Source organism: Kutzneria buriramensis (assembly GCF_003387475.1).
Lineage (GTDB): Bacteria > Actinomycetota > Actinomycetes > Mycobacteriales > Pseudonocardiaceae > Kutzneria > Kutzneria buriramensis.
The window spans coordinates 57,715-80,302 of the sequence record NZ_QUNO01000032.1; the positions used below are offsets into that span (position 1 = coordinate 57,715).

Consider the following 22,588-nt stretch of genomic DNA (forward strand, 5'->3'; position numbering starts at 1 on the left):
GGAAGCCATCACAGATGCACGTGGAACAGGCCGGTATCGACGGTGTGCTGCTGTTCGTGCCCACCCCGCACCGGGACGACCGGGGATTGTTCACCCGGACCTTCGACCTGGCCATCGCCGAGAAGCACGGCGTCGGCGACTTCCTTCAGGACAGCCAGTCCCGGTCGCGGCAGGGCACAATCCGCGGCATGCACGGCCGGAGCGGCCGTGGCGAGGCCAAGCTCGTGCGGTGCGCCCGCGGCGCGGTGCACGACGTGCTCGTGGACGCCCGGCCCGGATCTCCCACGTTCGGGCGAATCGAGTCGTTCCGGCTCGACGACGAGACCTTCGCGACGCTATATGTTCCGCCGGGCCTGCTGCACGGGTTCCAGGCGCTGACCGAGCAGGCCGACGTCTGCTACCGGATCGACCGCGAGCACGACCCCGCCGAGGACCTGGCCGTCCGCTACGACGACGCCGACCTGGCGATCGCGTGGCCGCAGCCGGTCACCGTGGTCAGCCCGCGCGACGCCGGCGCCGGATCCTGGGCGTCGCTGCTGACCACTTTGGAGCGTTCACCATGAGACATGCGTTAACCGTCGCGGTTGTCGGGGCCACGGCGATCCTGCTGACAGCCTGCACCGGGTCGACACCCGTGGCCGATCCGGTGAGCACCACCCCGAGCTCCACGACCACCAGCAGCACCACGGCTGCGTCCAGCACCACCACCGCGACGTCGTCGACCACGACGACCACCACCAGCTCCAAGCCCGCCGGGTCGTCCACGGCGCCGCCGGCCGGCCGCTCCGGCGGCGGACGCTGCGCCGCCTATCCGAACCCCTCCTGCACCGGCGTGCCGCCTGGCATCACGCTGAAGACCCTCGCGTCCAACGTCCCGGACGGCGACGGCTACCGCGTCACCGACAACGGAACCGTGCTCGACGGCGTGCACATCGCCGGCAACCTGCTGATCACCGCGTACAACGTGACCATCCGCAACAGCCAGATCGACGGCTGGGTCGACGACCAGTACGGGAACAGCTACTACTCGTTCACCATCCTGGACTCCACCGTCGGCCGGCCCACCGGCTGCGACTCGCTGCCCGGCGTCGGCCAGGGCACGTTCACCGCCCGCGGCGTGCTGGTGCAGAACCACAGCCACGGCTTCCAGGCCGGCGGCAGCGACGTCAGCATCCACGACTCGTACGCGAAGATCTGCTCGAACCCCGGGGACCACTCCGACGGCATCCAGAGCTACGGCGCCGGCAACAACATCGTGTTGGACCACAACACCCTGGACGAGCGCGGCGTCAAGGACATCACCGCGCCGGTCTTCCTGACCGACCAGCAGAACAACGTCACCGTGACGAACAATCTGCTGGCCGGCGGCACGTATTCCATCCAGGTCAAGAACTTCGGCGGCACCGCCGTGGTGACCGGCAACCGCATGGTCGACAAGTCGTGGGAATACGCCCCCGTCGAGTCCACGTGCGCCCAGATCCAGTGGTCCGACAACAGCGTCGTCACCATCGACGCCGACTACGCCATCACCTCAACGGTCGGCCCGCTCCCCTGCGCCACCTGACAACTCCGATGCAGGGAAGGACGCCTTCCCCTCGTTGAGCGAGGGTAAGGCGTCCTTCCCTGCGTGACAGGGGAACTTCAGGCGACGGGCTCGGGGAGGGTCTCGGTGCGGCGCCGGCGGCGGGCGGCGAAGCCGCGCAGCCAGGCCCAGCGGTACCGGACCCAGTACAGGACGCCGAACTGGTCCTCGTGCGGGGCGAGCGACTTGGCGGTCCGCAGCAGCGATCCGGCCGCGCCGACGAGCACGAACGTGAAGCCGGTGACGGTGGCGAAGCCGAGCAGGTCGAAGGTGGCGGAGCCGATGAGCGGGGCGACGAGGCAGGCACAGATGGTCAGCGCCAGGTCGCGCGCGCCGGGATCCTTGCTCAGGTAGCGGGCCCGCAGCGCGGAGTAGAAGGCGCACAGGAAGATGCTGGCGAACGCGGCCACGCCGACGAAGCCGGTCTCCACTGTGGACAGAATGTACTGGTTGTCGAACACCTCGTGCTTGCCGGCGTACCAGGTGCCCGGCCCGTGCCCGAACAGCGGGTGCAGGCTGATCTGCTTGGCGGCGACGGCGGAGGCGTAGGTGCGGTGCGAGATGCTGCTGTCGTTGCCCAGATTGGCGAACAGGTCGAACAGCGCGCCGAGCAAGCTGGGCACCGCGACCTTGATGACGCCGAGGAAGACGGCCCCGACGAGCAGCGTGTACCACCGCCGCTTGGCCGGCCAGCCCAGGAAGAGCACGACGGCGGCGCCGATGATGCCGAGCACGGCGGACCGCGACACCGAGAACATCATGCCGGCGGCGATGATCCCGCAGCAGACCCACCACCGCAGCGCGGGCTCGCCGCGTTGCTTGGCCTGGAAGGCGAAGTGCGCGGCCAACGGCAGCAACATCGCGCACAGCACGCCGAATTCGATCGGGTGCCCGGTGGTGCCGGCGACGCGGGCCAGCGCGTCCCGGGTCTGCACGGCGCTGTCGTCGGACGTCGCACGCAGACCGGGCAGCACCATGTACTTGGTGAGGTCCAGCTTGAGGAGGAACTGGCACACGCCGACCAGCGCGACCCCGGTGCCGCAGATCACGCCGGTCTTGAGCACGCGGTCGAGCCGGATCAGGCCGCGGACGCCGTCGTTCATCATCAACGCCACGGCGCAGTTGCCGGCGACCAGCACGATGGCGTGGTCGGACAGCTTCACCTCGTCCGCCGGCAGCGGCCCGTAGTTGGCGTAGCCGTACGAGAAGAACACGGCGATCATGTACACGAAGATGCCGGTGCGGACCGGAGTCCGGCCCTTGGCCATGCCGAGCGTCAAGGTGAGCTGGGCGCATATCCAGCAGATGAGGGCGAACAGCGCCGCCACGTTGGCGGGCGTCAGCGACAGCGGGATTCCCTTGAACACCAACCGCGCCGGCACCAACATCAGCACCGCGACGAAGATGCAGATCAGCGTCGCGCCGTCGGCGAGCGACCGGGTCTTCCCGGGGATGAAGTCCGTCGACATGTCAGGCGCCGCTCGGCGCCGGCACGAGCGCCTTCTCGCTCGCGGACCCGGCCTTGCGCCGGCGCGCCTGGTAGTAGCTCTCGAAGCTGTACGCGGCGCACAGCGCGGCCACCACACCCATCACCACCGCGACCGCGGCGGCCCGGGTCTTGTTGCCGCGCTGGGCCACCGGCGTCGTCGGCTGCACCGCGACGTCCACGGTGATGTACGTCTGGGGCGGCGCGTCGAGCACCTTCTGCCGGCTGGCCAACTCCTGCTTCACCCGGTCCACGCACCGCTTGGCGATGTCCTGCGCGGCCTGCGGGCTGCGGCTGTCGCCCTCCACGAACACGAACGGCCCGGCGACGATCTGCTCCTGCTGGTTGGTGCTGCCGTTGGTCACCTTGTACGTGGGGTCGCCGGTCGGCGACGCGCCGAGCGCGGCCGCCACCTCCGGCGTGTTCAGCGCTTGGATGACGATCGCCGCCGCGTTGTTCAGCCCCTGGTCGAAGTTCAGCAGCGGGTTGGTGATGGTCCCCTTGTCGTCCGGCAGCGCCGGCAGGCTGCCGCCGGCCAGCGGCTGGTCCAGCACCAGCACGGCGGTGGAGGTGTAGGTGACCGGAATCGTCAGGTAGATGCCGCCCGCCGCGACCAGCGCCAGCAGGAACGCGGGCAGCGCCACGTACCAGCGCCGCCCCAGCACGAGCACCGTCTGCCAGAAGTCCATGTCGGGCTACACCGTCTCATGGGGGTTGTCGTCGTTGAGCGTGCCGGAGAAGGCGTCGCCGCGGACGGTGAGGATCGCCTTGTCCTTGGCCCGCGCCATCCGCAGGGTCGGCGGTTCGAGCTCACCGGGAGAGCTGGTGAGCTCGGCCACCGTGTCCGGGGCCCGCAGCTTGCGGGACTCGCGCATCCGGTCCAGGGCGTACGCGCCGCCGAGGCCGAGCAGCAGCACCAGCGCCAGGGCCGCGCCGGTGAGCTGGAGCTTGACCGTCATCTTGGAGACCGGCGCCGTCGGCGCGATCACGTCGACGATGGTCACGTAGGTGATCGGCGGGGCGTTCAGCGCCTTCTGACGGTTGACCAGCTCCTCGCGGAGCTTGTCCTGAGCCTTCTTCACGATGCCGCTGGCGGCCTCCGGGGTGGTGCTCTCCCCCTCGATGTACACGAACGGTCCGGTCTGGCTGCTGCTGAGCAGATCGGGGCTCGTCGAGCCGTCGTTGATCGTGACGGTCGTCGGGCTGTGCGGCCCGACGCCGAGGTCGGCCAGCGCGGTGGGGGTGGTCACGGCCTGGATCAGGATGCCGCTGGTGGTCTTGAGGCCGTCGTTGAAGTTCAGCAGCGGGTTGGTCAGGCCGGTGGGCTTGTTGGGGTCCATCGAGAGCGTGCCGCCGCTGGCCGGGGTGGCCAGCACCATGAAGGAACGGGAGACATAGTGGGTCGGAACCAGCAGGAACGTCACCGCCGCAGCGAGCACAGCCAGTAGCACGACCGGCGGGCCCACGTAGCGGCGGCGCAGTAGACCCCACATGGATTTCCAGAATTCCATAGGCCCCTGCCCCGTTCAGTGAGCGCCGGTCACGGCGACCGCCGGCAACGAAACCATCGCCCACCTGCGCATTCTCGTTACCACACTGGGCCGTTCGGAGCAGTTCACGTTACTCCGAGGGTGACGGTTACGCGGGCGGGGGCGCGCGCGATGTGAGGGGCATGGACTCACCTGCCCGCCCGCGGCTCGTCGGGCTGGACGGCCTCCGGGGACTGGCGGCGCTGTTCGTGGTGCTGCACCACAGCTACCTGATGGCGTTCCCCGGTTTTCCGGTCACCCACGCGCCCGCTTGGACGGGTTTCCTGCTGTATGGGCATTTCGCGGTGGTGGTGTTCATCGTGCTGTCCGGCTTCTCGCTGGCGGTCTCGCCCGCCCGCAACGGCTGGCGGCTGGACAGCAAGGCGAAGTTCGCCCGCCGGCGGGCCTGGCGCATCCTGCCGCCGTACTGGCCGGCACTGCTGTTCAGCCTCGTGATCGCCTGGACGCTCGTGCCGCAGCCGGGCGAGGGCGTGCCGACCGGCAAGTCCGTCGTGCTCTACGGCCTGCTGCTCCAGGACGTGTTCGGCTCGCCCAGCCCGAACGGCGCGTTCTGGTCGATCGCCGTAGAGGCGCAGCTGTACTTCGTGTTCCCGCTCCTGCTGCTGACGCTGCGCCGGTTCGGTGCCGCGGTGATGCTCGGCGCGGCAACGGGAATCGTGGTGCTGATCGGCGCGCTGGCGCCGCATGTGTCCGCTGTGGACGCTTTGATGCGGTTCACGCCCCAGTTCGCCGCTTTGTTCGCGGCCGGCGTGGTCGCGGCCGGAATCGTGCGGGCCGGCGAGAAGTGGCAGCGCGTGCGCTGGCAGTGGTGGGCCTTCGCCGCCGCGGTGCCGGTCGTGGCGCTGATCGTCGTGATGGGCCCGGTCTGGACGACCAGCAACTTCCTCTGGGTGGACCTGGCCGTCGGCCCGGCCGTCGCGCTGCTGCTGGTGGCCGTGGCGACCCGGCAGCCGAAGCCGTTGGTACGCCTGCTCGACACCCGTCCGGGGCGCAGCCTCGGCTCCTTCTCCTACAGCCTCTACCTCACACACGCGCCGATCGTCGTGGTGGTCTACACGTTCGTGGTCGGGCCGCTGTTCGGCACCGGCATGGCCGCTTTCGGCGTGATGCTGCTGATCTGCGTGCCCGTGACGGTGGCGTTCGCCCGCGGCTTCGCTGCCGTGTTCGAGATCCCGTTCGTGAAGCACCGCAGCTGGGCCGCCCTCAAGGCGGCCATGGCCGCCCGCACAGCCAAGCCCGAGCCGGTCCCGGCCGCCGACTGACTAGCGCGGCACCAGCCGGCCGGCCATGCGCACGAGCTTGCGGGCCCGCCGGGTGGCGACGATCCGCTGCCGGCGGGCGTACATCTTGCCGACCTCGACCATCGCCTGCCGGCGCTGGTCGTCGTTCAACGCGTCGGTCTGCCGCACGTAGTCGAGCATCGCCCGGCACTGCAGAGTGGTCGCGAAGTGCGCCTGCCACGCGGGCACGTCCAGCCGGCGCGCCAGGGTCGCCGGCTTCTCGTGCTTCCAGTTCCGCTTGGCCAGCACCTCCGGCACGTGCCCCCACGGCCCGGCCAGCGCGAGCTTGGTGGCGTACACCTCGTCCTCGCGCAGCATGTTGATCCGCTCGATGCGCACGATCGGCTCGCGGCGGACCATGCCGTACAGCGGATCGATGATCAGGTGGCTCTCGTTGAGCAGCCGGAGCATCTCGCGGAGCCGGACGATCGGGTCGGGCGAGCGCAGCGCGGTGCCGCTGTACGGCGCGGTCTCGGTGACGCCGTCCGGCCCGGTGTAGTCGACCTGGCTGGTGACCAGGACCAGCCGCGGGTCCTCGGCGAACGCGTCGAGCCCGCGCGACACGCAGTTGGGCGCCAGCCAGTCGTCGTCGCCGACCCAGCGGAAGAACTCGCCGCGGCCCAGCCGGATCGCGCCGACGAAGTTGTTGAGCAGCCCCACGTTGACCGGGTTGCGGTGGTACACGATCCGCTCGTCCTCGGCGGCCAGCGACCGGCACAGCTCCTCGCTGCCGTCGGTGGAGGCGTTGTCGCTGATCACCAACTCCAGGTCGGCATGGTCCTGGCCGAGCACCGAGCGCACGACGGCCTCGATCCGCTCGACCCCGTTGTAGACCGGCAGGCCCACGGACACCAACGGCATGACAACTCCTCCCTCAGCGGGCGCGGGCCAGCCGCGTCCGCAGCTGCCGGACCTGGTCCAGCGGCACCACCGTCAGCACGAACACCAGCAACCCGGCCAGACCGGGCACGAACAGGTGCAGGAACACGCCGCCGTTGACCACCCGCACCACCAGCATGGTCACGGCCGCGCACGCCACGGCCCCGATCGCCGGGCGGACCAGCGCCGGCAGCACGGGAAGCAGCGGCACGCCCGCGCGGTGCAGGGCGCCGACCGCGAGCGGCAGAGCCACCGCCAGGGCGACGATCCCGTGCGCGATCGCGGCGCCACGGATGTAGTCGAGATGGGTGCCGAACCACAGCGCCGGGATCAGCGCGATGGCCCAGCCGGCGTTCAACACGACCGTCGACCGGGTCGCGCCGACCGAGGTGAGGATGTCGAACGCCAGCGACGTCAGCATCCGCACGACCATCAGCACGGTCAGGAACCGCAGCACGGCCGCGGACGGCCCCCACTGGTCCCCGTACAGGAAGACCACCATGTACGGCGCGAGCACCGCCATCAGCACGGCCACCGGCAGGATCGCCGATATCAGCACCGGCACCGATTTTCGGACCCCGGCGGCCAGCGCCTCGGGCTGCTGCTCGGCCAGTCGGGAGAAGCTGGGGATGGACACGTACCGCACGGCCGTGCCGACGAGCCCCGGCACCCAGTTGGACACGTTGAACGCCAACAGGTAGTAGCCCAGCGCGGTGGCGCCCAGCACGTTGCCGACGATCACGTAGTCGGCGTTGAGCAGCACCGACTCCACGCCCAGGCTGGCCGCCAGCGGGATGCCGAACTTCAGCAGCTTCTTGGCGATCTCTCGGTCGAAGCCGAGCTTGAGCGGCAGGTTTCCCATCCGCCACACGATGATCCCGGTGACGATGGTGCCGGCGACCTGCCCGCCGGCGAAGCTGTAGGCGCCGGCGCCCTCGAACGCCAGCGGCACCGCGACCACGAAGTTGGCCGCCATGCCGATCATCGTCGCCTTGGTGAGCCGGTCCTGCTCGAACCGGCGCATCAGCGCGGCGCTGCGGCACGAGGTGATGCCGTCCACGATGATGATCACGGTCAGCAGCCGCACCACCGGCGCCGCGTCGGGCGTGCCGGCCAGCGTCGCGAACGCCGGCGCGCCGACGAAGAACGCCGCGTACACCAGCGTGCTGAAGGCGATCGCGATGGTGGTGCCGGTCGGCGCCATCTCCTCCAGCTTGCCGCGCCACTGCACGCCGGCGGCGATCACGCCGATGTCGTTGACGTGCATGACGAAGGCGGTCGCGGCCATGGCGACCGCGAACACGCCGAAGTCGGCGGGCACCAGCAGCCGGGCCAGGATCAGGCCGATGGTGAACGAGCCCAGCTTGGTGCCCAGGTTGCCGACCAGGCTCCAGCGCAGGCCCCGACCGGCCTTGCGGCCGATCGTGCCCACGTGCGCCTCGGTCCCGCCACCGTGCTCCTGCGCCGAACCGCCGGCCTCGTCGACCGTGCCCACCGGCGCGGTCGCCGCGTCCTCGCCGGCCGGCTCGGGCCGTGACTCAGACCCGCTCAAGCCAGATCTCCCGCCAGAACGGCACGAACTCGCGCGGGCAGCTGGCGTTGTACACCCCGGCGCAGACGATGTCCTCCAGGATGATGCACGGGCTCTTCATGGTCAGCAGCTCGCCGGTCTTCTCGTCCAGGCACTTGGTGACCCGGGCCTGCACCCGCGCGGTCTGGCCGCAGTAGCGGGCCATCTCGATCTCGAAGCCCATGCCCCGGTTGAGCATGTCCTCGTTGAGGGTGGCCAGGATGGCTTCCTTGCTCTTGACCCGCACCAGCTCGCCGGGCTGGAGGTCCAGCTGCGCGGTCGGGGTCTTCTTGCCGGGCTGGCCCTTGATGAAGCCCCACCGCAGCCCCTCGCGGAACCACAGCTTGCGCGGCAGCTTCGACCGGCTCACGTCCTGGAGCCGGTTGAACAGGCCGACCAGGAACGCCTTGAACGACTCCCACGCCGTGACATTGCCGGTCTTCACGTCGTCCACGTACTGGCCGAGGTCGCGGAACGGCAGGCAGGTCGGGGCGGCGCGGAGCAGTTCCGTGGCCTGGCAGGAGAAGCGCTCCCCGCCGTCGGCGGCCGGCGGCTTGTGCGTGTTGGACACCAGCAGCGGCAGGTCGATCCGGCCGGTCGGCTGCGGCTGGGGCGCCGGCGTGCCCGGCTCGACGCGCTTGAGCCAGGCTTCCTTCCAGTACATGGAGCACGCGGTCTGGCAGCCGCCGTGCGCGGAGCCGTCGCAGCGGGCCCCGGCCAGGTGCACCGAGTTCTCCATCTTGCGGATGCCGCTGCGGCTGATGGTGTCGCACAGCTTGTGCGCCACCTTGTGCACGGTCATCCGCTGCCCGCAGAACCGGACCATCTCCGGCATGAACGGCAGGTTGTCCAGCTCGCCCCGTTCGTCCAGGGTCGCCAGGATCTCCTCGACGCTGCGCACCTCGACCAGGTCGCCGACGCGTAACCCGAGGGTGGGCGCGGTGGTCACGGACTGGGTCATCTTCGGTGTCACTCCTTCACCAGGCCGGCGCCGCGCAGGGCGTCGGCCGCGTCCGCGACCGTGGCGAACGGCAATCCGGATCGTTGCGCGACGTCCAGCAGGCTGTGGTCGCCGTCGGACAGGTTGAGCACCCACAGCATCGCCATCTGGGCCTGTTTCGTGTCACTGCGCCCGCCGAGCGAGTCGTACAGTCCACGCCGGCCCAGCTGCGGCTCGCCGTAGGGGCTGAGGTTCACGTACCGGCGGTCCCGCTCGAGCACGGTCACCGCCTCCCACAGCGTCTCCAGCGTGTCGGCCATCGACTCCTCGGTGACGAAGTCGGGGTCGTCGCCGGAGGTGTGGTATTCGGGGTAGCCGGCGTACGGCGTCCGGGTCAGGCTGCCGACGCCGAGGTTGAAGCCGGGCGAGCAGTACTGCCGCTCGTCGTAGCCGTACGGGGAGAAGTCGATCACCTTGTGCGGCCGGCCCGACTCCCGCAGCACGTGCTCGACGGCCCGGTCGATCGGGGCGTCGCCGCGCCGACTCCGCTTGTACGTCAACGAGCCGCGGTCGCCGGCGCAGGCCAGCGTGGCGCCGCCGACGATCCGGTCCACCCGCTCGAAGTTGCGGGCCAGCCAGGTGATCGCGCCGACGGTGCCGGGCGCGAAGATGAACCGGTAGGTGTAGCGGGTTTTCTGCACGGCGAGCCGCTTGGCCAGTTCCACCGCCACCGCCACGCTCGCCATGTTGTCGTTGGCCAGCGACGGATGGCAGACGTGGCAGGAGAAGATGACCTCGTCGGTCAGCTCGCCCGGGATCACGTGCTCGCCGTAGCTGAGGTGCCCGTCCTCCACAGTGGAGTCGATGAACACCTCGTAGTCCCCGTCCGGCAACGACTCCAGCACGTCGTGGCGCAGGCAGAAGCCCCACGTCTCGCTGTAGTAGCTGGTGCGGTACGGGATCAGCGTCGGCTGCTCGGGCAGCGTGTGCAGGTGCTCACGCAGCTCGGCCAGCGGCATGGTGGCGTGCAGCGGCGTGCTGTAGCCGACGATGTGCAGGTTGTGCTCGGCGAAGTCGATCACCTTGCGGCCGCTGGGATCCTTCACCCAGGCCGCCCGGATGTTCCACTCCTTCGGCACGGTCCAGTCCAGCACCTCGGTGCCGGTCGGCACCTCGGAGACCGTCAGCGGGATGTGCTCGCCGACGATTTCCAACGTGCGCCGCAGGCCGTCGCCGGTGATGCTGCGGCACACCGGGTACAGCCGCTCGACCAGCTCCTTCATCGAACGGGTCGCATGTCCGGGCCGAGCGTGCCCTCGCCGGTGCGGTCCGACAGCCGGGCCAGCCGGGTGAAGCGCTGCTTGAAGTCGTGCTCGGTGAGCCCGAACTTCTGGTACGCCGCATAGAGTTCGACGGCACCGTCCTTCACCGACCAGGCGGCGTGGTAGTCCGGCAGTGCCGCACGGATCCGGGAGAAGTCCACCCGGTAGGAGCGCGGGTCGGCGCCGGCCTCGCCGGTGATCACCAGCTTGGAGCCGGGCACCGCCTCGATCACCTCGCCGGCGATCTCGGCCACGGTCAGGTTGTTCAGCTCGGTGCCGACGTTGAACGCCTTGTTGTGCACGGATTCCTTCGGCGCGACCAGCGCGCACGCGAACGCCGTCGCGATGTCCTTGGCGTGCACCAGCGGCCGCCACGGCGTGCCGTCGGACAGCACCTTCACCTGGCCGGTGAGGTGCGCGTGGCCGACCAGGTTGTTCAGCACGATGTCGGCCCGCAGTCGCGGCGAGAAGCCGAAAGCGGTGGCGTTGCGCATGTACACCGGCGTGAAGTCGTCGTCGGCCAGCTCGGCGACGTCGTCCTCGACCCGCACCTTGGACTCCGCGTACGGCGTCACCGGCCGCAGCGGCGCGTCCTCGTCGACCAGGCCGCCGCCGCCGGACGCGCCGTAGACCGAGCACGTGGAGGCGTAGAGGTAGCGCTGCACGCCGGCTTCCTTGGCCAGCCGGGCCAGCCGCACCGAGGCGTGGTGGTTGATGTCGTAGGTCAGCTGCGGCGCCAGCGATCCCAGCGGGTCGTTGGACAGCGCCGCCAGGTGGATCACCGCGTCCACACCGGACAGATGCTCGGCGGTGACGTCCCGCAGGTCCACCGCGATGGTGGTGGGGTCGGCCGGCTGGTCGCCGAGCACGCAGTCCGCGAACAGGCCGGAGTCGAGGCCGATCACCTCGTGCCCGGCCTCGGCCAGCACCGGGGCCATCACGGTGCCCAGATATCCCTGGTGTCCGGTCAGCAGCACGCGCATCCGGGTCATCCTCCAGCCAGGTCGAGAACCAACTTGTTGACGTGGAACGCTTCCGCGTACCGGGCCTTGCACTCGATGCCCCGGATCCGGGCCAGGCCGAAGAAGGCCTCGCGGTCGTACCAGGGCCGGTCGCGCTGCGACGGGTAGTGCTCGTGCAGCAGCCGCACCTTCGCCTCGGCGACCTCGTCGGCCAGCGGCTGGTACACCGCCGGCCGGCCGAGGTCCCCGTCCCACTTGACGATCTCGTAGCCCAGCGCCAGGTGGTCGCGGAACACCTGCGGCACCAGCTCCGCCAGCCCGCGGTGGTCCTGGTGCGCGTCGCCGGTGTTCGGCGCGAAGATCAGCTCCGGGTCGGTGCGGGAGCGCAGCTCCTCCACCGCCGCCTTCGCCTCGTGCCAGTGCGCGGGCAGCCGGCCGTCGGGCAGCTTCTCCACCGTGACGCGGAGATCCGCACCGGGGCAGAACGCCCCCAGCGCGGCGAGTTCCTCGTCCTCGCGCGGGGTTCCGCCGCCCGTCAGCACGAGCGCGTCCACCTGGACGCCGGGATTGGCGCGGCACAGCGTGAGCAGACTGCCGCCCGCGCCGATCGCGATGTCGTCGCAATGCGCGGCGAGCACGGCGATCCGGCGCGGGCGTCCGGTCGTGAGACTGATCATTCCCTTTCCCACAGGGCCCAGGGGCGCTCGCCGCGCGAGTACGCCTCGTCCAGCGCGATCCGTTCCTTGACGGTGTCGGTCGGCTTCCAGTAGCCGCGGTGCGGGTAGGCCATCAGCCGCCCCTGCTTGGCCAGCGTCACGCAGCCGTCGGCGACGAGGTCGCCGCCCTCCGGGATGTGTTCGAAAACGTCCTGGCGCAGCACGAAATAACCGCCGTTGGACCACAGCGGCATGTCGCTGACCGGGGTGATGCCCGAGACCAGGCCGGACGCGCCCAGTTCCACGCAGTGGAAGCTGCCGGGCGGCGGCACGACCATCATCGACGCGCCGGCGTCGGACTTCTCGAACCTGTCGATGATCTCCGGCAGCGGCGCGTCGGTCAGCACGTCGGCGTAGTTGGCCAGGAACATCTCGTCGCCGTCGAGATGATCGCGCACGCGGCGCAGCCGCTCCCCGATGGCCGACTCGATTCCCGTCTGCACGAACGAGATCTTCCAGTCGGAGATGTCCGTGGACAGCAGCTCCACCTTGCCGCGGGAGAGCACGAAGTCGTTGGACGTGGTCTCCTCGTAGTTGAGGAAGAAGTCCTTGATGTGGTGGGCGCCGTAGCCCAGGCAGAGGACGAACTCGGTGTGCCCGAAGTGCGCGTAGTAGCGCATCACGTGCCAGATCAGCGGTCTCGGCCCGACCAGCTGCATCGGCTTGGGCACGTCCGCGGAGGTGCCGGTGCGCATCCGCATCCCGTGCCCGCCGCAGAACAGGACGACCTTCACGACTTCACCTCGAGTTCGGGGATGGGGAAGACCAAGCTGCCGCCCCATTCGCGGACATAGGCCAACTGCTCGATGAGCTCGTCACGCAGGTTCCAGGGCAGCACCAGCACGTAGTCGGGCCGGTCCTCGGCGATCCGCTCGGGCGGCAGGATCGGGATCCGGGTGCCGGGCGTGAACCGGCCGTGCTTGTACGGGTTGCGGTCCACCGTGTAGGCCAGCAGATCGGGCCGGATGCCGCAGTGGTTGAGCAGCGTGTTGCCCTTGCCGGGGGCGCCGTAGCCGACCACGGTCCTGCCCTCGGCGGCCGCCTTGGTCAGGAACGCCAACAGGTCGCGGCGGACCTTCGCGACACGGGCGGCGAATTCGGTGTAGCCGGACAGTTCGTGCAGACCGGCCGCCTTCTCCCGGGCCAGCACGTCGTGCACCCGGGCGCTCGGCTCGCCGGCGACCTCGGTCGGCCGCGCCCACAACCGGATCGAGCCGCCGTGCGTGGGCACCAGCTCGACGTCCACAACGGACAGTCCGCCGCTGGCCAGCGCGCGCTGCGCGGAGGCGACCGTGTAGTACTGGAAGTGCTCGTGGTAGATGGTGTCGTACTGGTTGAGCTCCATCAGGGTCAGCAGGTGCTGCACCTCGATGGACACCCAGCCGTCGTCGGCGACCAGGTTGCGCAGTCCCTTGGTGAACCCGATGACGTCCGGGATGTGCGCGTAGACGTTGTTGGCCACCACCAGGTTGGCGGGCCCGTGCTCCGCACGGACCTGCGCGCCGGACTCCGGGGTGAGGAACGCGGTCAGCGTCGGCACGCCCCTGTCCCGTGCCGCCTGCCCCACGTTCACCGAGGGTTCCACGCCCAGACACCGGATCCACCGCGCGACCACGTGTTGCAGCAGGTACCCGTCGTTGCTGGCGACCTCGACCACGAACGAGTCGGCGCCCAGGCCCAGCCGGTCCACCGCGCCGTCGACGAACCGCTTGGCGTGGTCCACCCAGGACGTCGAGTAGGACGAGAAGTACGCGTATTCGGTGAAGGTGTCCTCGGGGGTGATCAGCGGCGGGATCTGCGCCAGCCAGCACTGCGTGCACACCCGCAGGTGCAGCGGGTAGGTGACCTCGGGTTCGTCGAGCTGCTCGGCCGTGAGGAACCGCTCGCACGGCGGGGTGGCGCCCAGGTCCACCACTCCCTGCAGGCTCGTCGAGCCACACAGCCGACAGACCGACATCCGCCACGCTCCCCGCGAGAATTCGCCAAGGCGGCGCCCGACGGCGTCGCCGTACCCTGATTCGCTCGCTGCGCACCCGGTGTTACCGGGGCGCGGGCGTGGTGAACATCCCGCCACGCCAACCACTAGCCCGTTCGGCGTAGCCCTAGGACACCTTCGTTTGAACCAACGAGCGCGGTCGGGTGCGGATACGCGAAACGGACGTCACGCGGGGACCCCACTCGGCGTGGCGGAACCGAGTGGAGACCGCGCGCGACGTCCGTCGCTAGGTGAGTGAAACTCAGATGAGGCCGGCGCGCAGCGCGCAGGCCACGGCGTGCACGCGGTTGTGCACGTTGAACCGCTTGGTCGCGCTCAGGATGATGCTCTTCACCATCCGGTCCGAGCAGGCCATGATGTCGGCGATCTCCGGCGTGTCGTGCCCGTCGGCCATCAGCTGGAGCACGGTCAGCTCGCGCGGGGCGAGCATCGCGCCGTCCGGGCCGGCGATCTCGCGGCGCAGGTTGTCCGCCTGCTCGGCGAGACTCGTCACGGCGCCGCCGGTGGCGGCCTCCATCACGGCGCTGGCCAGCCGGCTGCTCGTGGCCGCCGACCGCGGCAGCAGGGCCACCACGCGACACCGGTGCAGCGACGGCGCCTGCTCGGGGTCGACGTGATCGGTCGCCACCACGGTGGGCAGCGGAGCGGCCTGCGCGGCCTTGGTCAGCGCGCCGAGGAAGTCGGCGCTGACCCGGTCGGTGACGGTGAGCGCCACGTCGGCGTCCGCCGGCAGCCTGCTGGGTACCACCAGCATGCCGGGCTGCGCCCTGATGTAGCTCGCCAGACCGACCGCGGAGATCGGATCTCCCGCTTGAACGAACACCCTCACCCGCGCCATGAGTCCTCCCGACCGACTTGCTTCACGGTATGAATGAGGTAACCGCGAGCGTCTCCAGAAGTTGTTCACAGCGACGTCTATAGACACGTCGAGACGGCTCGAGCCCGGTCGAGGTGGGCGCCGCCATGAAGATGTCGTATCTGGCCGCCGAGCGCAACATCTGCACGCGACACCGGACATCCCCGTGGTCGCGGCCGGTCGGTCACCGCTGGTGGGAGCGCTGCCACCCCGGTTGTCGAACTGCGTTCGACGAACGCGCAACGCGTTTCACAATGCGCGACAAACGCGATTCCCGCCGTTCTTCAGACGCCGCGGTGCACGTATGTGAACATGGTGGCGCTCGTCACAGAATCGACGGGAATGCGTTAGGCGGACCAGTTCACGACGTTTCGCGCCACGATCCGGATGACCGGGCCGGTCGGCGGGCGCTCCCGGTACTGCTCGTACTTCGCGCACAGCCACGCCACCGGCTCCGTGCGCTCGGCCTCGTCGACCAGGATGCGGGCGGTGCCGTCGACCCGCACCCACCAGAGTTTCCGCCAGTCCTCGTCGTAGTGATCGGCAAGCAGGCTGACCTGGTCGTTCTCCCGGATGTTGCGCAGCCGCCGCAGGTTGGTGGTGGTCTTCGGCTTGTGGTCGACCGCGATCACGATGACGTCGCCGTGCACCGCGAACGTCACCGGCACCAGGTGCGGACGGCCGTCCTTGTCGACGGTCGCCAGCCGGGCGACCCGGGCCCGTGCGAACCGTTCCAGGTTCACGACGGCATGCCCACCAGGTCCGCGAGCACGTCCACGGCGTAGGCGAAGAACTCGTCCGAGGGGTCGACGCTGCCCACCAGCTGGCCGAACAGCTCGAAGCTGACCATGCCGAACAGCTGCGTCCAGCACACGATCGCGCGGGCCAACACCTCCGGCGGCAGCTCCGGCGCGACCGCCTCCGCAAGCGTCCGGCACTGCTCGGCCAGGCCGTCGGACAGGACGCCCGAGTCGCGGGTCGGCCGGAGCGTGCCCTCCGCCCAGGCCTGACGGAGCACGCGGACCATCACCAGCGGCACCTTGTTGGCCTCCGCGATGGTGATCTCCGGGGCCGTGTAGCCCGGCACCGGCGAGCCGTAGATCAGGGCGTATTCGTGACGGTTGGCGCGGGCCCAGTCGCGGACCGCGTGGCAGACCGCCTGCCACCGTCCGCGCAGGTCCCGCTCCGGCAGCCGCTGGTCCGCCGCCGTCGCCGCCACCCCCAGCGCGCGGTAGGCGTCGACGATCAGGGCCGTGAGCAGCTCGTCCTTGCTCGGAAAGTAGCGGTAGATCGCCGAGCTCACCATGCCCAGCTCGCGGGCCACCGCGCGCAGCGACAGCCCGTCCGCGCCGTACACCCCGAGCTGCCGCCGCGCCTCGTCCTTGATCTCCGCCGTCAGCTCCGCCCGAGCGCGGTCCCGCGCCGTCCTGCCTGCGTTCACGGGACACAGCCTATCAGAGCACCAGCCTCATTCGAGAGCACTGCTCTTGACTCGGACCCCCGATCCGTGTTCACTGTTCTCAACCCGGAGCACTGCTCTCGAAACGGAGTCTTCCGATGACCACCACCCGCTACGTCGCCCCCGAAGGCACGTCGACGTTCTTCAACGACCTCGTCGGCCACCTGGCCCGGCTCGGCGTCAGCATCCTGGGCACCCGGCTGCTCGCCGTGCGCGGCCGCAAGAGCGGGCAGTGGCGCACCAACCCCGTCAACCTGCTCACCGTCGACGGAGTCCGCTACCTCGTCGCGCCGCGCGGCCACACCCAGTGGGTTCGCAACCTCCGCGCCGCCGGCACCGGCGAACTCCGCCTCGGCCGCCGCGTCGAGGTCTTCACCCCCACCGAGCTCGCCGACGCCGACAAGGCCCCCATCCTGCGGGCGTACCTCAAGCGCTGGAAGTTCGAGGTCGGCGTCTTCTTCGACGGCGTCGACCACACCGCCACGGATGCCGAGCTGCTGGCCATCGCCCCCGGCTACCCCGTCTTCCGCGTCTGAGCACGGCGAAGGGGGCTTTCCCGGCCTGACCGCCGGGAAAGCCCCCTTCCAATTCCCCCTGGTGGACCTCAGCTACCGCACTTCTGCGTGGACCCCGTCGCGTTGACGCGCAACTTGGTGCCGCCGGTGAGGCAGTACCCGTTGACCGTCTGGAACCCGACGTCGTAGCTGGCGCTGCCGGCCTGCGCGGTCACGTTGTCGAAGGTCAGCCCGCTGCCGTTGTTGACGATGATCGCCGGCCGGGCATCGGAGTTGTCGAACGTGAACCCGCTGTTGCTGAACGAGATGCCGGACACGTTGTGCAGGTAGAACCCGTACGCCGGCCGCTTCCCGATGCTGTTCGGGTTGTAGTCGCCGTTGTCGCTGGGCACGCCCGAGGACACGGAGCCACTGCCGCCGGGCAGGTCCAGGTGCACGTTGTCGAAGGTGATGTTCGAGACCAGGTGGCCGGACTGGCCCCACAGGGTCGGGCTGAACTTGCCGGCCTTGGTCCCGGTGATGTTGCTGTAGTGGATGTCGCTGATGCTGCCAATGCCCGGACTGCCGCCGCAGCGCTTGCGCGTGCCGATCTTCTCCATGATCGGCGACTGCGTGTTCGACATGGTGATGTCGTCGTAGTGCACGTTGCTGATGTGCGCGCCGTCCATGGACACCAGGCCCAGCCCGGACTTGCCGGCACCGGTGATGGTGATGTGCGAGAACTGGTAGTCGGTGAAGTCGCCGCAGGTCTCGGACCCGAACATCAGGGCGTTGCAGCAGCCGGCCGACAGCTTCGCGTTGGTGACGGTGACGTGCCCGTTGGGCAGCGTCTTGCCCAGCGCCCAGTCGCTCTTGAACACCAGCGCGTCGTCGTTGGCGGCGTCGTTGATGTTCGTGATCGTCACGTTGGTGGTGCTGATGATGTTCCAGCCGTCGCGGTCGCTGGCGGTGGAGATCGTCAGATGGTCGGACACCACATGGTCGCACCCGTTGATCAGCGCGCCGAAGTGGCCGCCGCGCTTGAGGGTGATGCCGGACAGCGTCAGGTTGGTGCACCGGGTCAGCGAGATGATCTTGTCCGCCTGACCCGACTTCGGGTTTCCGGTGATCAGGTGGCCGCCGCCGTCGATGGTGCCGGAGCCGATGAACTTCACGTTGTCCACGCTGTCGCCGAAGAACATGGCGTCGTGGAAGTGGCTGTGGCCGAAGTCCTGGTACTTGTCGTTCGGATTGGACTCGGGCGCGTCGTAGCCGGAGGAGGCGCCGGTGATCGTGGAGCCCGCGTCCAGCTGAACGGTGACATTGCTCTTCAGGTGCACCGTGCCGGCCGACAGGTAGGTGCCGGCCGGGAACTCGACCGTGCCGCCACCCGCCTTGTTCGCCGCGACGATCGCCTTGTCGATGGCCGGGGCGTTGTTGGTCTTGCCGTCGGCCTTGGCCCCGAAGTCCTTGACGTTGTACGTGGTGGCGTGCGGCTGGACCGTGGCCGCCGCGGCCCCTCCGGCGCAGAACACGACGAGGCCGGCCACCGCGACCATCGGGAGCATCACCGATCTCCGCAACGCTGCGTAGCGCACGCTGTCCTCCCAGGGACGAGGAAATGTAAACGTTTACAACGCGGCGGCTCGGCCAGATTAGAAGCGCCACCCCACCACGTCAAGACCACCCCCGCGAGTCGCGCTCACGGACATGCCGAAATGCGGTTTCAGGCAGAACCGAGCCCCCGGTCTCAGATCCGCCGGGGACCGCGGCTCGCGTGGCCGCCCAACGGGTCGACACGCGCCGAATGACCACTCTGCCCGAAACGCACATTCGCCCTGCCTGAGAGCGCGACTCGCGGGGGTTCGCCTTGCCGTCGATCGTGTGTCGGGATAGGTTGGTCGGAAAGCGCTTTCCCATCGGTGGGGAGGACCGTGGAACACGCGGATGTGCTCGTGGTGGGCGCCGGCGCGTCAGGCGGGGTGGTCACCGGCGCGCTGGCCGACGCCGGCTTCGACGTGCTCTGCCTGGAGCAGGGACACTGGCCGGACCGAACGGACTTCCCGGCCCTGCGCCCGACCTACGAGCTGGAGGCGCGCGGCGGCTGGGGCGGCAACCCGACACTGCGCGGCAGACCGGAGGACTACCCGGTCAACGAGACCGGCTCGGACATCGCCACGCTGATGTACAACGGCGTCGGCGGCAGCATGGTGCTCTACGCGGCGGACTGGCCCCGCCTGCTGCCGTCGGACTTCCGCACCAACGCGTTGGACGGTGTCGGCGACGACTGGCCACTGACCTACCGCGACCTCCAGCCGTTCTACGAACGCACCGACCGCGCCTTCGGCGTCTCCGGCCTCGCCGGCGACACGTCCATCCCCGAAGGCGGCGAATACCCCTTGCCACCGCTGCCGATCGGCGACGGCGCGCTGCGCATGGCCCGTGCGCACGACCGACTGAAGTGGCACTGGTGGCCGGCGCCGAACGCGGTGCTGTCACGCCCCTACCAGGGACGAAACGCCTGCGCCCACTACGGTTCCTGCATGCAGGGCTGCCCGGAGGGCGCGAAGGCGTCCACCGACGTCACGCACTGGCCCAACGCGATCAAGGCCGGCGCACGACTGATCACCGGCGCCCGGGTGGCCCGCATCCTCACCGACGCCAAGGGCCTGGCCGTCGGCGCAGAATACGTTGACACCGAAGGAAAGTGGCACGTAGCCCGCGCCGACGTCGTGATCCTGGCGGCGAACTCCGTCGGCACCGCCCGCATCCTGCTCAACTCGGCGTCGCCCCGTTTTCCACACGGCCTGGCCAATTCCAGCGGCCTGGTCGGCAAACGCCTGATGGTGCACCCGTTCGCGAACGTCACCGGCTACTTCGACGAGCCGGTCGACGCCGGCGGCCACGTCGGCGCGAAGATCGTCAGCTACGAGTTCTACGAGACCGATCCGGACCGCGACTTCGTGCGCGGCGCCAAGTGGAGCCTGGCCCCGACCGGCGGCCCGCTCAACGCGGCGCTGCCCGCACGGGCCGGGAACTCCGTGTGGGGCAAGGATCATCACGCCCACGTGCGGGCACACCTCGGCCACTCGCTGAGCTGGTGCATCTTCGGCGAGGACCTGCCCGACGAGGGCAACCGGGTGGAGATCGACGACAGCCTGACCGACTCGTCGGGCATCCCGGCTCCCAAGGTCACCTACCGGGTAGGCGAGAACTCCCGACGGCTGCTGGACTTCAACATCGAACGGGCGCAGCGCTCGTTCGCCGAGGCCGGCGCCCACCGCACGGCCGTGGAGTCGCTGATGCGGTTCTCCGGCTGGCACCTGCTCGGCACGGCCCGGATGGGCGACGACCCGGCAACGTCCGTTGTGGACGGTTGGGGTCGCGCCCACGACGTGCCCAACCTCTACCTCGCCGACGGCAGCGTGTTCGTCACCTCCGGCGCGGTGAACCCGACCAGCACGATCGTGTCGCTCGCCCTGCGCAACACCGAGCACCTCATCGAAAACCGGCGCGAGCAAAGGACTCCCCGATGACCGACGACAAGCTGCGGACCTGGCTCGGCGCCGTCGCCGACGAGCTGATCCCGGCCGGCGAGGGCATGCCGGCCGCGACCGAGGTCGGCGTCGCCGGCGGCCAGCTGGACCTGGTGCTGGCGGTGCGGCCGGACCTGGCCCGCGCGCTGAACCGGGCCTGGGTGCTGGCCGGCGAGTACAAGCCGGGGCCGGCGCTGCGGCTGCTGGCCGACCTCGACCCGCGGGCGCACCAGGCCGTGCTGGAGATCGTCTCCGGCGGCTACTACACCAGCGACCTGGTCAAACGGCTGCTGGGCTACACCGGCCAGCGGCCCGTTCCGGTACGCCCCGAGGACTATCCGGCGTACCTCGCGGAGGGGCTGCTCGACCGCGTGGTGGATCGTGGCCCCGTACACCGAGACCCCGACTCCCTGTCCCGGAGGCAGTGATGGCCGATCCGCTCGTGCCCGACAAGACGGTGTTCGCGGACCTGTCCGGGGACCAGGTCGACATCGTCGAGCCGGCGACCGGCGCCGTGCTCGGCAGCAGCCGGCTGGCCACGCCCGACGACGTCACCGCCGCGGTGTCCAGAGCCGTTGCGGCGCAACCGAAGTGGGCCGACACCGCACCGTCCGAGCGGGCCGAGATCCTGCTGCGGGCGGCCCAGCTGATCCACGACCGGGAGGACGGGTTCGTCCGCTGGGGCATCCGCGAGTGCGGCGGCATCGCCGGCAAGACGGCGCACGAGGTGCACAGCAGCCGGGGCGAGCTGATCGCCGCCGCCGCGCTCGCCACCGAGCCGTACGGGCAGCTGCTGCCGGCGGCCGGCCGGATGAGTTACGGCCGGCGGATCCCGTTCGGCGCGGTCGGCGTGATCACGCCGTGGAACTTCCCGCTGGTGCTGGCCATGCGCGCCGTCGCCCCGGCGCTCGCGCTCGGCAACGCCGTGCTGCTCAAGCCCGATCACCAGACCCCGGTCTACGGCGGCGCGCTGATCGCCCGGCTGTTCCAGGAGGCCGGGCTGCCGGCCGGCGTGCTGGAGGTCCTGCCCGGCACCGCCGACGCCGGTCACGCGCTGGTCGCCGACCCGCGGGTGCCGATGATCTCGTTCACCGGTTCCACCCGCGCCGGCAAGATCGTCGCGGCCACCGCCGCCGAGCACGTCAAGAAGGTGTCGCTGGAACTGGGCGGCAACAACGCCACCATCGTGCTCGCCGACGCCGATCCCGAGGCCGCCAGCTCGGTCGGGGCGTGGGGTTCCTTCCTGCACCAGGGCCAGATCTGCCTGACCACCGGCCGGCACCTGGTGCATCGCAAGATCGCCGACGAGTACCTGGACCGGCTGGCCGCCCGCGCCGAGCGGCTCAAGGTCGGCGACCCCGCCGACGCCGACACCCAGATCGGTCCGATCATCAACGCCACCCAGCTGGCCAACGTCGACCGCATCGTGCGGGCCTCCGCCGAGGCCGGCGCGACCATCCGCACCGGCGGCACGCACGAGAACCTGTTCTACGCGCCGACGGTGCTCGGCGGCGTCACCCCCGAGATGCCCGCCTTCACCGACGAGATCTTCGGGCCGGTCGCCCCGATCACCGTCTTCGACACCGACGACGAGGCCGTGGAGTTGGCCAACGCGACCGCCTACGGCCTGACCGCGTCGGTGATCACCGCCGAGCCGTTCCGCGGGTGGAAGCTCGCCGAGCGCCTGCGGGCCGGCATGGTGCACGTCAACGACAGCACCATCAACGACGACCCGACCGTCCCGTTCGGCGGCGTCGGCGCGTCCGGCAACGGCGGCCGCTACGGCGGCCAGGCCAACTGGGAGGAGTTCACCCAGTGGCAGTGGGTGACCGTGCGGGACACGCCGCCGGCCTACCCGTTCTAGGTGTACTTGGCCGTCACGTTGGTGACTGTGTGCGACTGATGGGTGGGTGGCCATCGAGTGCGGTGTGTGCCCGTTCAGTGTTGTAGTGATCCAGCC

At 69.9% G+C, this 22,588-nt stretch carries 22 protein-coding genes; 7 read left to right on the top strand and 15 right to left on the bottom strand.

Annotation, left to right across the window (positions count from 1 at the left end):
• Window positions 1-14 precede the first annotated feature (14 nt).
• Together BCF44_RS51400 and BCF44_RS51405 are read left to right on the top strand one after the other, a co-directional pair.
• The gene (locus BCF44_RS51400; protein WP_116181910.1) at window positions 15-563 is read left to right on the top strand and encodes a dTDP-4-dehydrorhamnose 3,5-epimerase family protein; all 549 of its coding nucleotides are present in this window, start codon (window positions 15-17) and stop codon (window positions 561-563) included.
• A complete protein-coding gene (locus BCF44_RS51405) occupies window positions 560-1,564 on the top strand; it encodes a hypothetical protein (protein ID WP_147329009.1) in 1,005 nt (334 codons plus the stop codon). The genes BCF44_RS51400 and BCF44_RS51405 overlap by 4 nt, the downstream gene beginning before the upstream one ends.
• 77 nt (window positions 1,565-1,641) lie before the next feature.
• On the opposite strand, the gene BCF44_RS51410 is transcribed toward BCF44_RS51405, so the two are convergent.
• Genes BCF44_RS51410 through BCF44_RS51420 form a run of 3 tightly spaced genes read right to left on the bottom strand, consistent with a single transcriptional unit; the run spans window position 1,642 to window position 4,579 of the window.
• A complete protein-coding gene (locus tag BCF44_RS51410) occupies window positions 1,642-3,051 on the bottom strand; it encodes an O-antigen ligase family protein (protein ID WP_116181912.1) in 1,410 nt (469 codons plus the stop codon).
• Between the two features lies 1 nt (window position 3,052).
• Window positions 3,053-3,757 carry a YveK family protein gene (locus tag BCF44_RS51415; protein WP_116181913.1) on the bottom strand — a complete coding sequence of 235 codons (705 nt, stop codon included), beginning with the start codon at window positions 3,755-3,757 and terminating at the stop codon, window positions 3,053-3,055.
• Window positions 3,758-3,763: 6 nt separating this feature from the next.
• Window positions 3,764-4,579, bottom strand: a complete 816-nt coding sequence (locus BCF44_RS51420; protein WP_147329010.1) for a hypothetical protein — start codon at window positions 4,577-4,579, stop codon at window positions 3,764-3,766.
• A gap of 161 nt (window positions 4,580-4,740) precedes the next feature.
• Here BCF44_RS51420 and BCF44_RS51425 point away from each other — a divergent pair, with 161 nt between their 5' ends.
• The gene (locus BCF44_RS51425) at window positions 4,741-5,880 is read left to right on the top strand and encodes an acyltransferase family protein (RefSeq protein WP_116181915.1); all 1,140 of its coding nucleotides are present in this window, start codon (window positions 4,741-4,743) and stop codon (window positions 5,878-5,880) included.
• Here BCF44_RS51425 and BCF44_RS51430 read toward each other — a convergent pair whose 3' ends face one another.
• From BCF44_RS51430 to BCF44_RS51480, 11 genes are all read right to left on the bottom strand, one after another.
• On the bottom strand, window positions 5,881-6,759 hold the full coding sequence (locus tag BCF44_RS51430) for a glycosyltransferase family 2 protein (RefSeq protein ID WP_116181916.1): 879 nt from the start codon (window positions 6,757-6,759) through the stop codon (window positions 5,881-5,883). It lies immediately after the preceding gene.
• Window positions 6,760-6,772: 13 nt separating this feature from the next.
• Window positions 6,773-8,329 carry a lipopolysaccharide biosynthesis protein gene (locus BCF44_RS51435; protein ID WP_211353640.1) on the bottom strand — a complete coding sequence of 519 codons (1,557 nt, stop codon included), beginning with the start codon at window positions 8,327-8,329 and terminating at the stop codon, window positions 6,773-6,775.
• Window positions 8,316-9,308: a hypothetical protein gene (locus BCF44_RS51440; protein ID WP_116181917.1), complete on the bottom strand. Its 993-nt coding sequence runs from the start codon at window positions 9,306-9,308 to the stop codon at window positions 8,316-8,318. Before BCF44_RS51440 ends, BCF44_RS51435 begins: the two co-directional genes overlap by 14 nt.
• 8 nt (window positions 9,309-9,316) lie before the next feature.
• Window positions 9,317-10,570 (bottom strand): DUF4910 domain-containing protein, encoded by a 1,254-nt coding sequence (locus BCF44_RS51445; protein ID WP_116181918.1) that lies wholly within the window; start codon window positions 10,568-10,570, stop codon window positions 9,317-9,319.
• Window positions 10,567-11,592 (bottom strand): NAD-dependent epimerase/dehydratase family protein, encoded by a 1,026-nt coding sequence (locus BCF44_RS51450; protein WP_116181919.1) that lies wholly within the window; start codon window positions 11,590-11,592, stop codon window positions 10,567-10,569. The genes BCF44_RS51445 and BCF44_RS51450 overlap by 4 nt, the downstream gene beginning before the upstream one ends.
• A gap of 5 nt (window positions 11,593-11,597) precedes the next feature.
• A complete protein-coding gene (locus BCF44_RS51455) occupies window positions 11,598-12,248 on the bottom strand; it encodes a PIG-L deacetylase family protein (protein WP_116181920.1) in 651 nt (216 codons plus the stop codon).
• Window positions 12,245-13,021: a sugar phosphate nucleotidyltransferase gene (locus tag BCF44_RS51460; protein ID WP_116181921.1), complete on the bottom strand. Its 777-nt coding sequence runs from the start codon at window positions 13,019-13,021 to the stop codon at window positions 12,245-12,247. The genes BCF44_RS51455 and BCF44_RS51460 overlap by 4 nt, the downstream gene beginning before the upstream one ends.
• A complete protein-coding gene (locus BCF44_RS51465; protein ID WP_116181922.1) occupies window positions 13,018-14,244 on the bottom strand; it encodes a class I SAM-dependent methyltransferase in 1,227 nt (408 codons plus the stop codon). The genes BCF44_RS51460 and BCF44_RS51465 overlap by 4 nt, the downstream gene beginning before the upstream one ends.
• A gap of 280 nt (window positions 14,245-14,524) precedes the next feature.
• Entirely contained in the window at window positions 14,525-15,121 is a 597-nt protein-coding gene (locus BCF44_RS51470) for a helix-turn-helix transcriptional regulator (RefSeq protein ID WP_170218217.1), read from the bottom strand.
• Window positions 15,122-15,486: 365 nt separating this feature from the next.
• Entirely contained in the window at window positions 15,487-15,882 is a 396-nt protein-coding gene (locus BCF44_RS51475) for a TIGR03668 family PPOX class F420-dependent oxidoreductase (protein ID WP_116181924.1), read from the bottom strand.
• Window positions 15,879-16,580, bottom strand: coding sequence for a TetR/AcrR family transcriptional regulator (locus BCF44_RS51480; RefSeq protein ID WP_116181925.1), 702 nt, complete (start codon window positions 16,578-16,580; stop codon window positions 15,879-15,881). Before BCF44_RS51480 ends, BCF44_RS51475 begins: the two co-directional genes overlap by 4 nt.
• Window positions 16,581-16,696: 116 nt before the next feature.
• Between BCF44_RS51480 and BCF44_RS51485 the strand changes: the two genes are divergently transcribed.
• Window positions 16,697-17,134: a nitroreductase family deazaflavin-dependent oxidoreductase gene (locus BCF44_RS51485; RefSeq protein ID WP_116181926.1), complete on the top strand. Its 438-nt coding sequence runs from the start codon at window positions 16,697-16,699 to the stop codon at window positions 17,132-17,134.
• Between the two features lie 68 nt (window positions 17,135-17,202).
• Here the strand turns inward: BCF44_RS51485 and BCF44_RS51490 are convergent, their stop codons facing one another.
• A complete protein-coding gene (locus BCF44_RS51490; protein ID WP_116181927.1) occupies window positions 17,203-18,660 on the bottom strand; it encodes a glycoside hydrolase family 28 protein in 1,458 nt (485 codons plus the stop codon).
• Window positions 18,661-19,026: 366 nt separating this feature from the next.
• Here BCF44_RS51490 and BCF44_RS51495 point away from each other — a divergent pair, with 366 nt between their 5' ends.
• Genes BCF44_RS51495 through BCF44_RS51505 form a run of 3 tightly spaced genes read left to right on the top strand, consistent with a single transcriptional unit; the run spans window position 19,027 to window position 22,492 of the window.
• Window positions 19,027-20,628 (top strand): GMC family oxidoreductase, encoded by a 1,602-nt coding sequence (locus tag BCF44_RS51495; RefSeq protein ID WP_246016294.1) that lies wholly within the window; start codon window positions 19,027-19,029, stop codon window positions 20,626-20,628.
• On the top strand, window positions 20,625-21,056 hold the full coding sequence (locus BCF44_RS51500) for a hypothetical protein (protein WP_116181928.1): 432 nt from the start codon (window positions 20,625-20,627) through the stop codon (window positions 21,054-21,056). The genes BCF44_RS51495 and BCF44_RS51500 overlap by 4 nt, the downstream gene beginning before the upstream one ends.
• Window positions 21,056-22,492 (top strand): benzaldehyde dehydrogenase, encoded by a 1,437-nt coding sequence (locus BCF44_RS51505; RefSeq protein ID WP_116181929.1) that lies wholly within the window; start codon window positions 21,056-21,058, stop codon window positions 22,490-22,492. The genes BCF44_RS51500 and BCF44_RS51505 overlap by 1 nt, the downstream gene beginning before the upstream one ends.
• Window positions 22,493-22,588: the final 96 nt, after the last annotated feature.

Coding starts and splice junctions, on each gene's coding strand:
- BCF44_RS51400 (WP_116181910.1), top strand. CDS start 15: ATGCACGTGGAACAGGCCGGTATCGACGGTGTGCTGCTGTTCGTGCCC.
- BCF44_RS51405 (WP_147329009.1), top strand. CDS start 560: ATGAGACATGCGTTAACCGTCGCGGTTGTCGGGGCCACGGCGATCCTG.
- BCF44_RS51410 (WP_116181912.1), bottom strand. CDS start 3,051: ATGTCGACGGACTTCATCCCCGGGAAGACCCGGTCGCTCGCCGACGGC.
- BCF44_RS51415 (WP_116181913.1), bottom strand. CDS start 3,757: ATGGACTTCTGGCAGACGGTGCTCGTGCTGGGGCGGCGCTGGTACGTG.
- BCF44_RS51420 (WP_147329010.1), bottom strand. CDS start 4,579: ATGGAATTCTGGAAATCCATGTGGGGTCTACTGCGCCGCCGCTACGTG.
- BCF44_RS51425 (WP_116181915.1), top strand. CDS start 4,741: ATGGACTCACCTGCCCGCCCGCGGCTCGTCGGGCTGGACGGCCTCCGG.
- BCF44_RS51430 (WP_116181916.1), bottom strand. CDS start 6,759: ATGCCGTTGGTGTCCGTGGGCCTGCCGGTCTACAACGGGGTCGAGCGG.
- BCF44_RS51440 (WP_116181917.1), bottom strand. CDS start 9,308: ATGACCCAGTCCGTGACCACCGCGCCCACCCTCGGGTTACGCGTCGGC.
- BCF44_RS51445 (WP_116181918.1), bottom strand. CDS start 10,570: ATGAAGGAGCTGGTCGAGCGGCTGTACCCGGTGTGCCGCAGCATCACC.
- BCF44_RS51450 (WP_116181919.1), bottom strand. CDS start 11,592: ATGCGCGTGCTGCTGACCGGACACCAGGGATATCTGGGCACCGTGATG.
- BCF44_RS51455 (WP_116181920.1), bottom strand. CDS start 12,248: ATGATCAGTCTCACGACCGGACGCCCGCGCCGGATCGCCGTGCTCGCC.
- BCF44_RS51465 (WP_116181922.1), bottom strand. CDS start 14,244: ATGTCGGTCTGTCGGCTGTGTGGCTCGACGAGCCTGCAGGGAGTGGTG.
- BCF44_RS51470 (WP_170218217.1), bottom strand. CDS start 15,121: ATGGCGCGGGTGAGGGTGTTCGTTCAAGCGGGAGATCCGATCTCCGCG.
- BCF44_RS51485 (WP_116181926.1), top strand. CDS start 16,697: ATGACCACCACCCGCTACGTCGCCCCCGAAGGCACGTCGACGTTCTTC.
- BCF44_RS51490 (WP_116181927.1), bottom strand. CDS start 18,660: ATGCTCCCGATGGTCGCGGTGGCCGGCCTCGTCGTGTTCTGCGCCGGA.
- BCF44_RS51500 (WP_116181928.1), top strand. CDS start 20,625: ATGACCGACGACAAGCTGCGGACCTGGCTCGGCGCCGTCGCCGACGAG.
- BCF44_RS51505 (WP_116181929.1), top strand. CDS start 21,056: ATGGCCGATCCGCTCGTGCCCGACAAGACGGTGTTCGCGGACCTGTCC.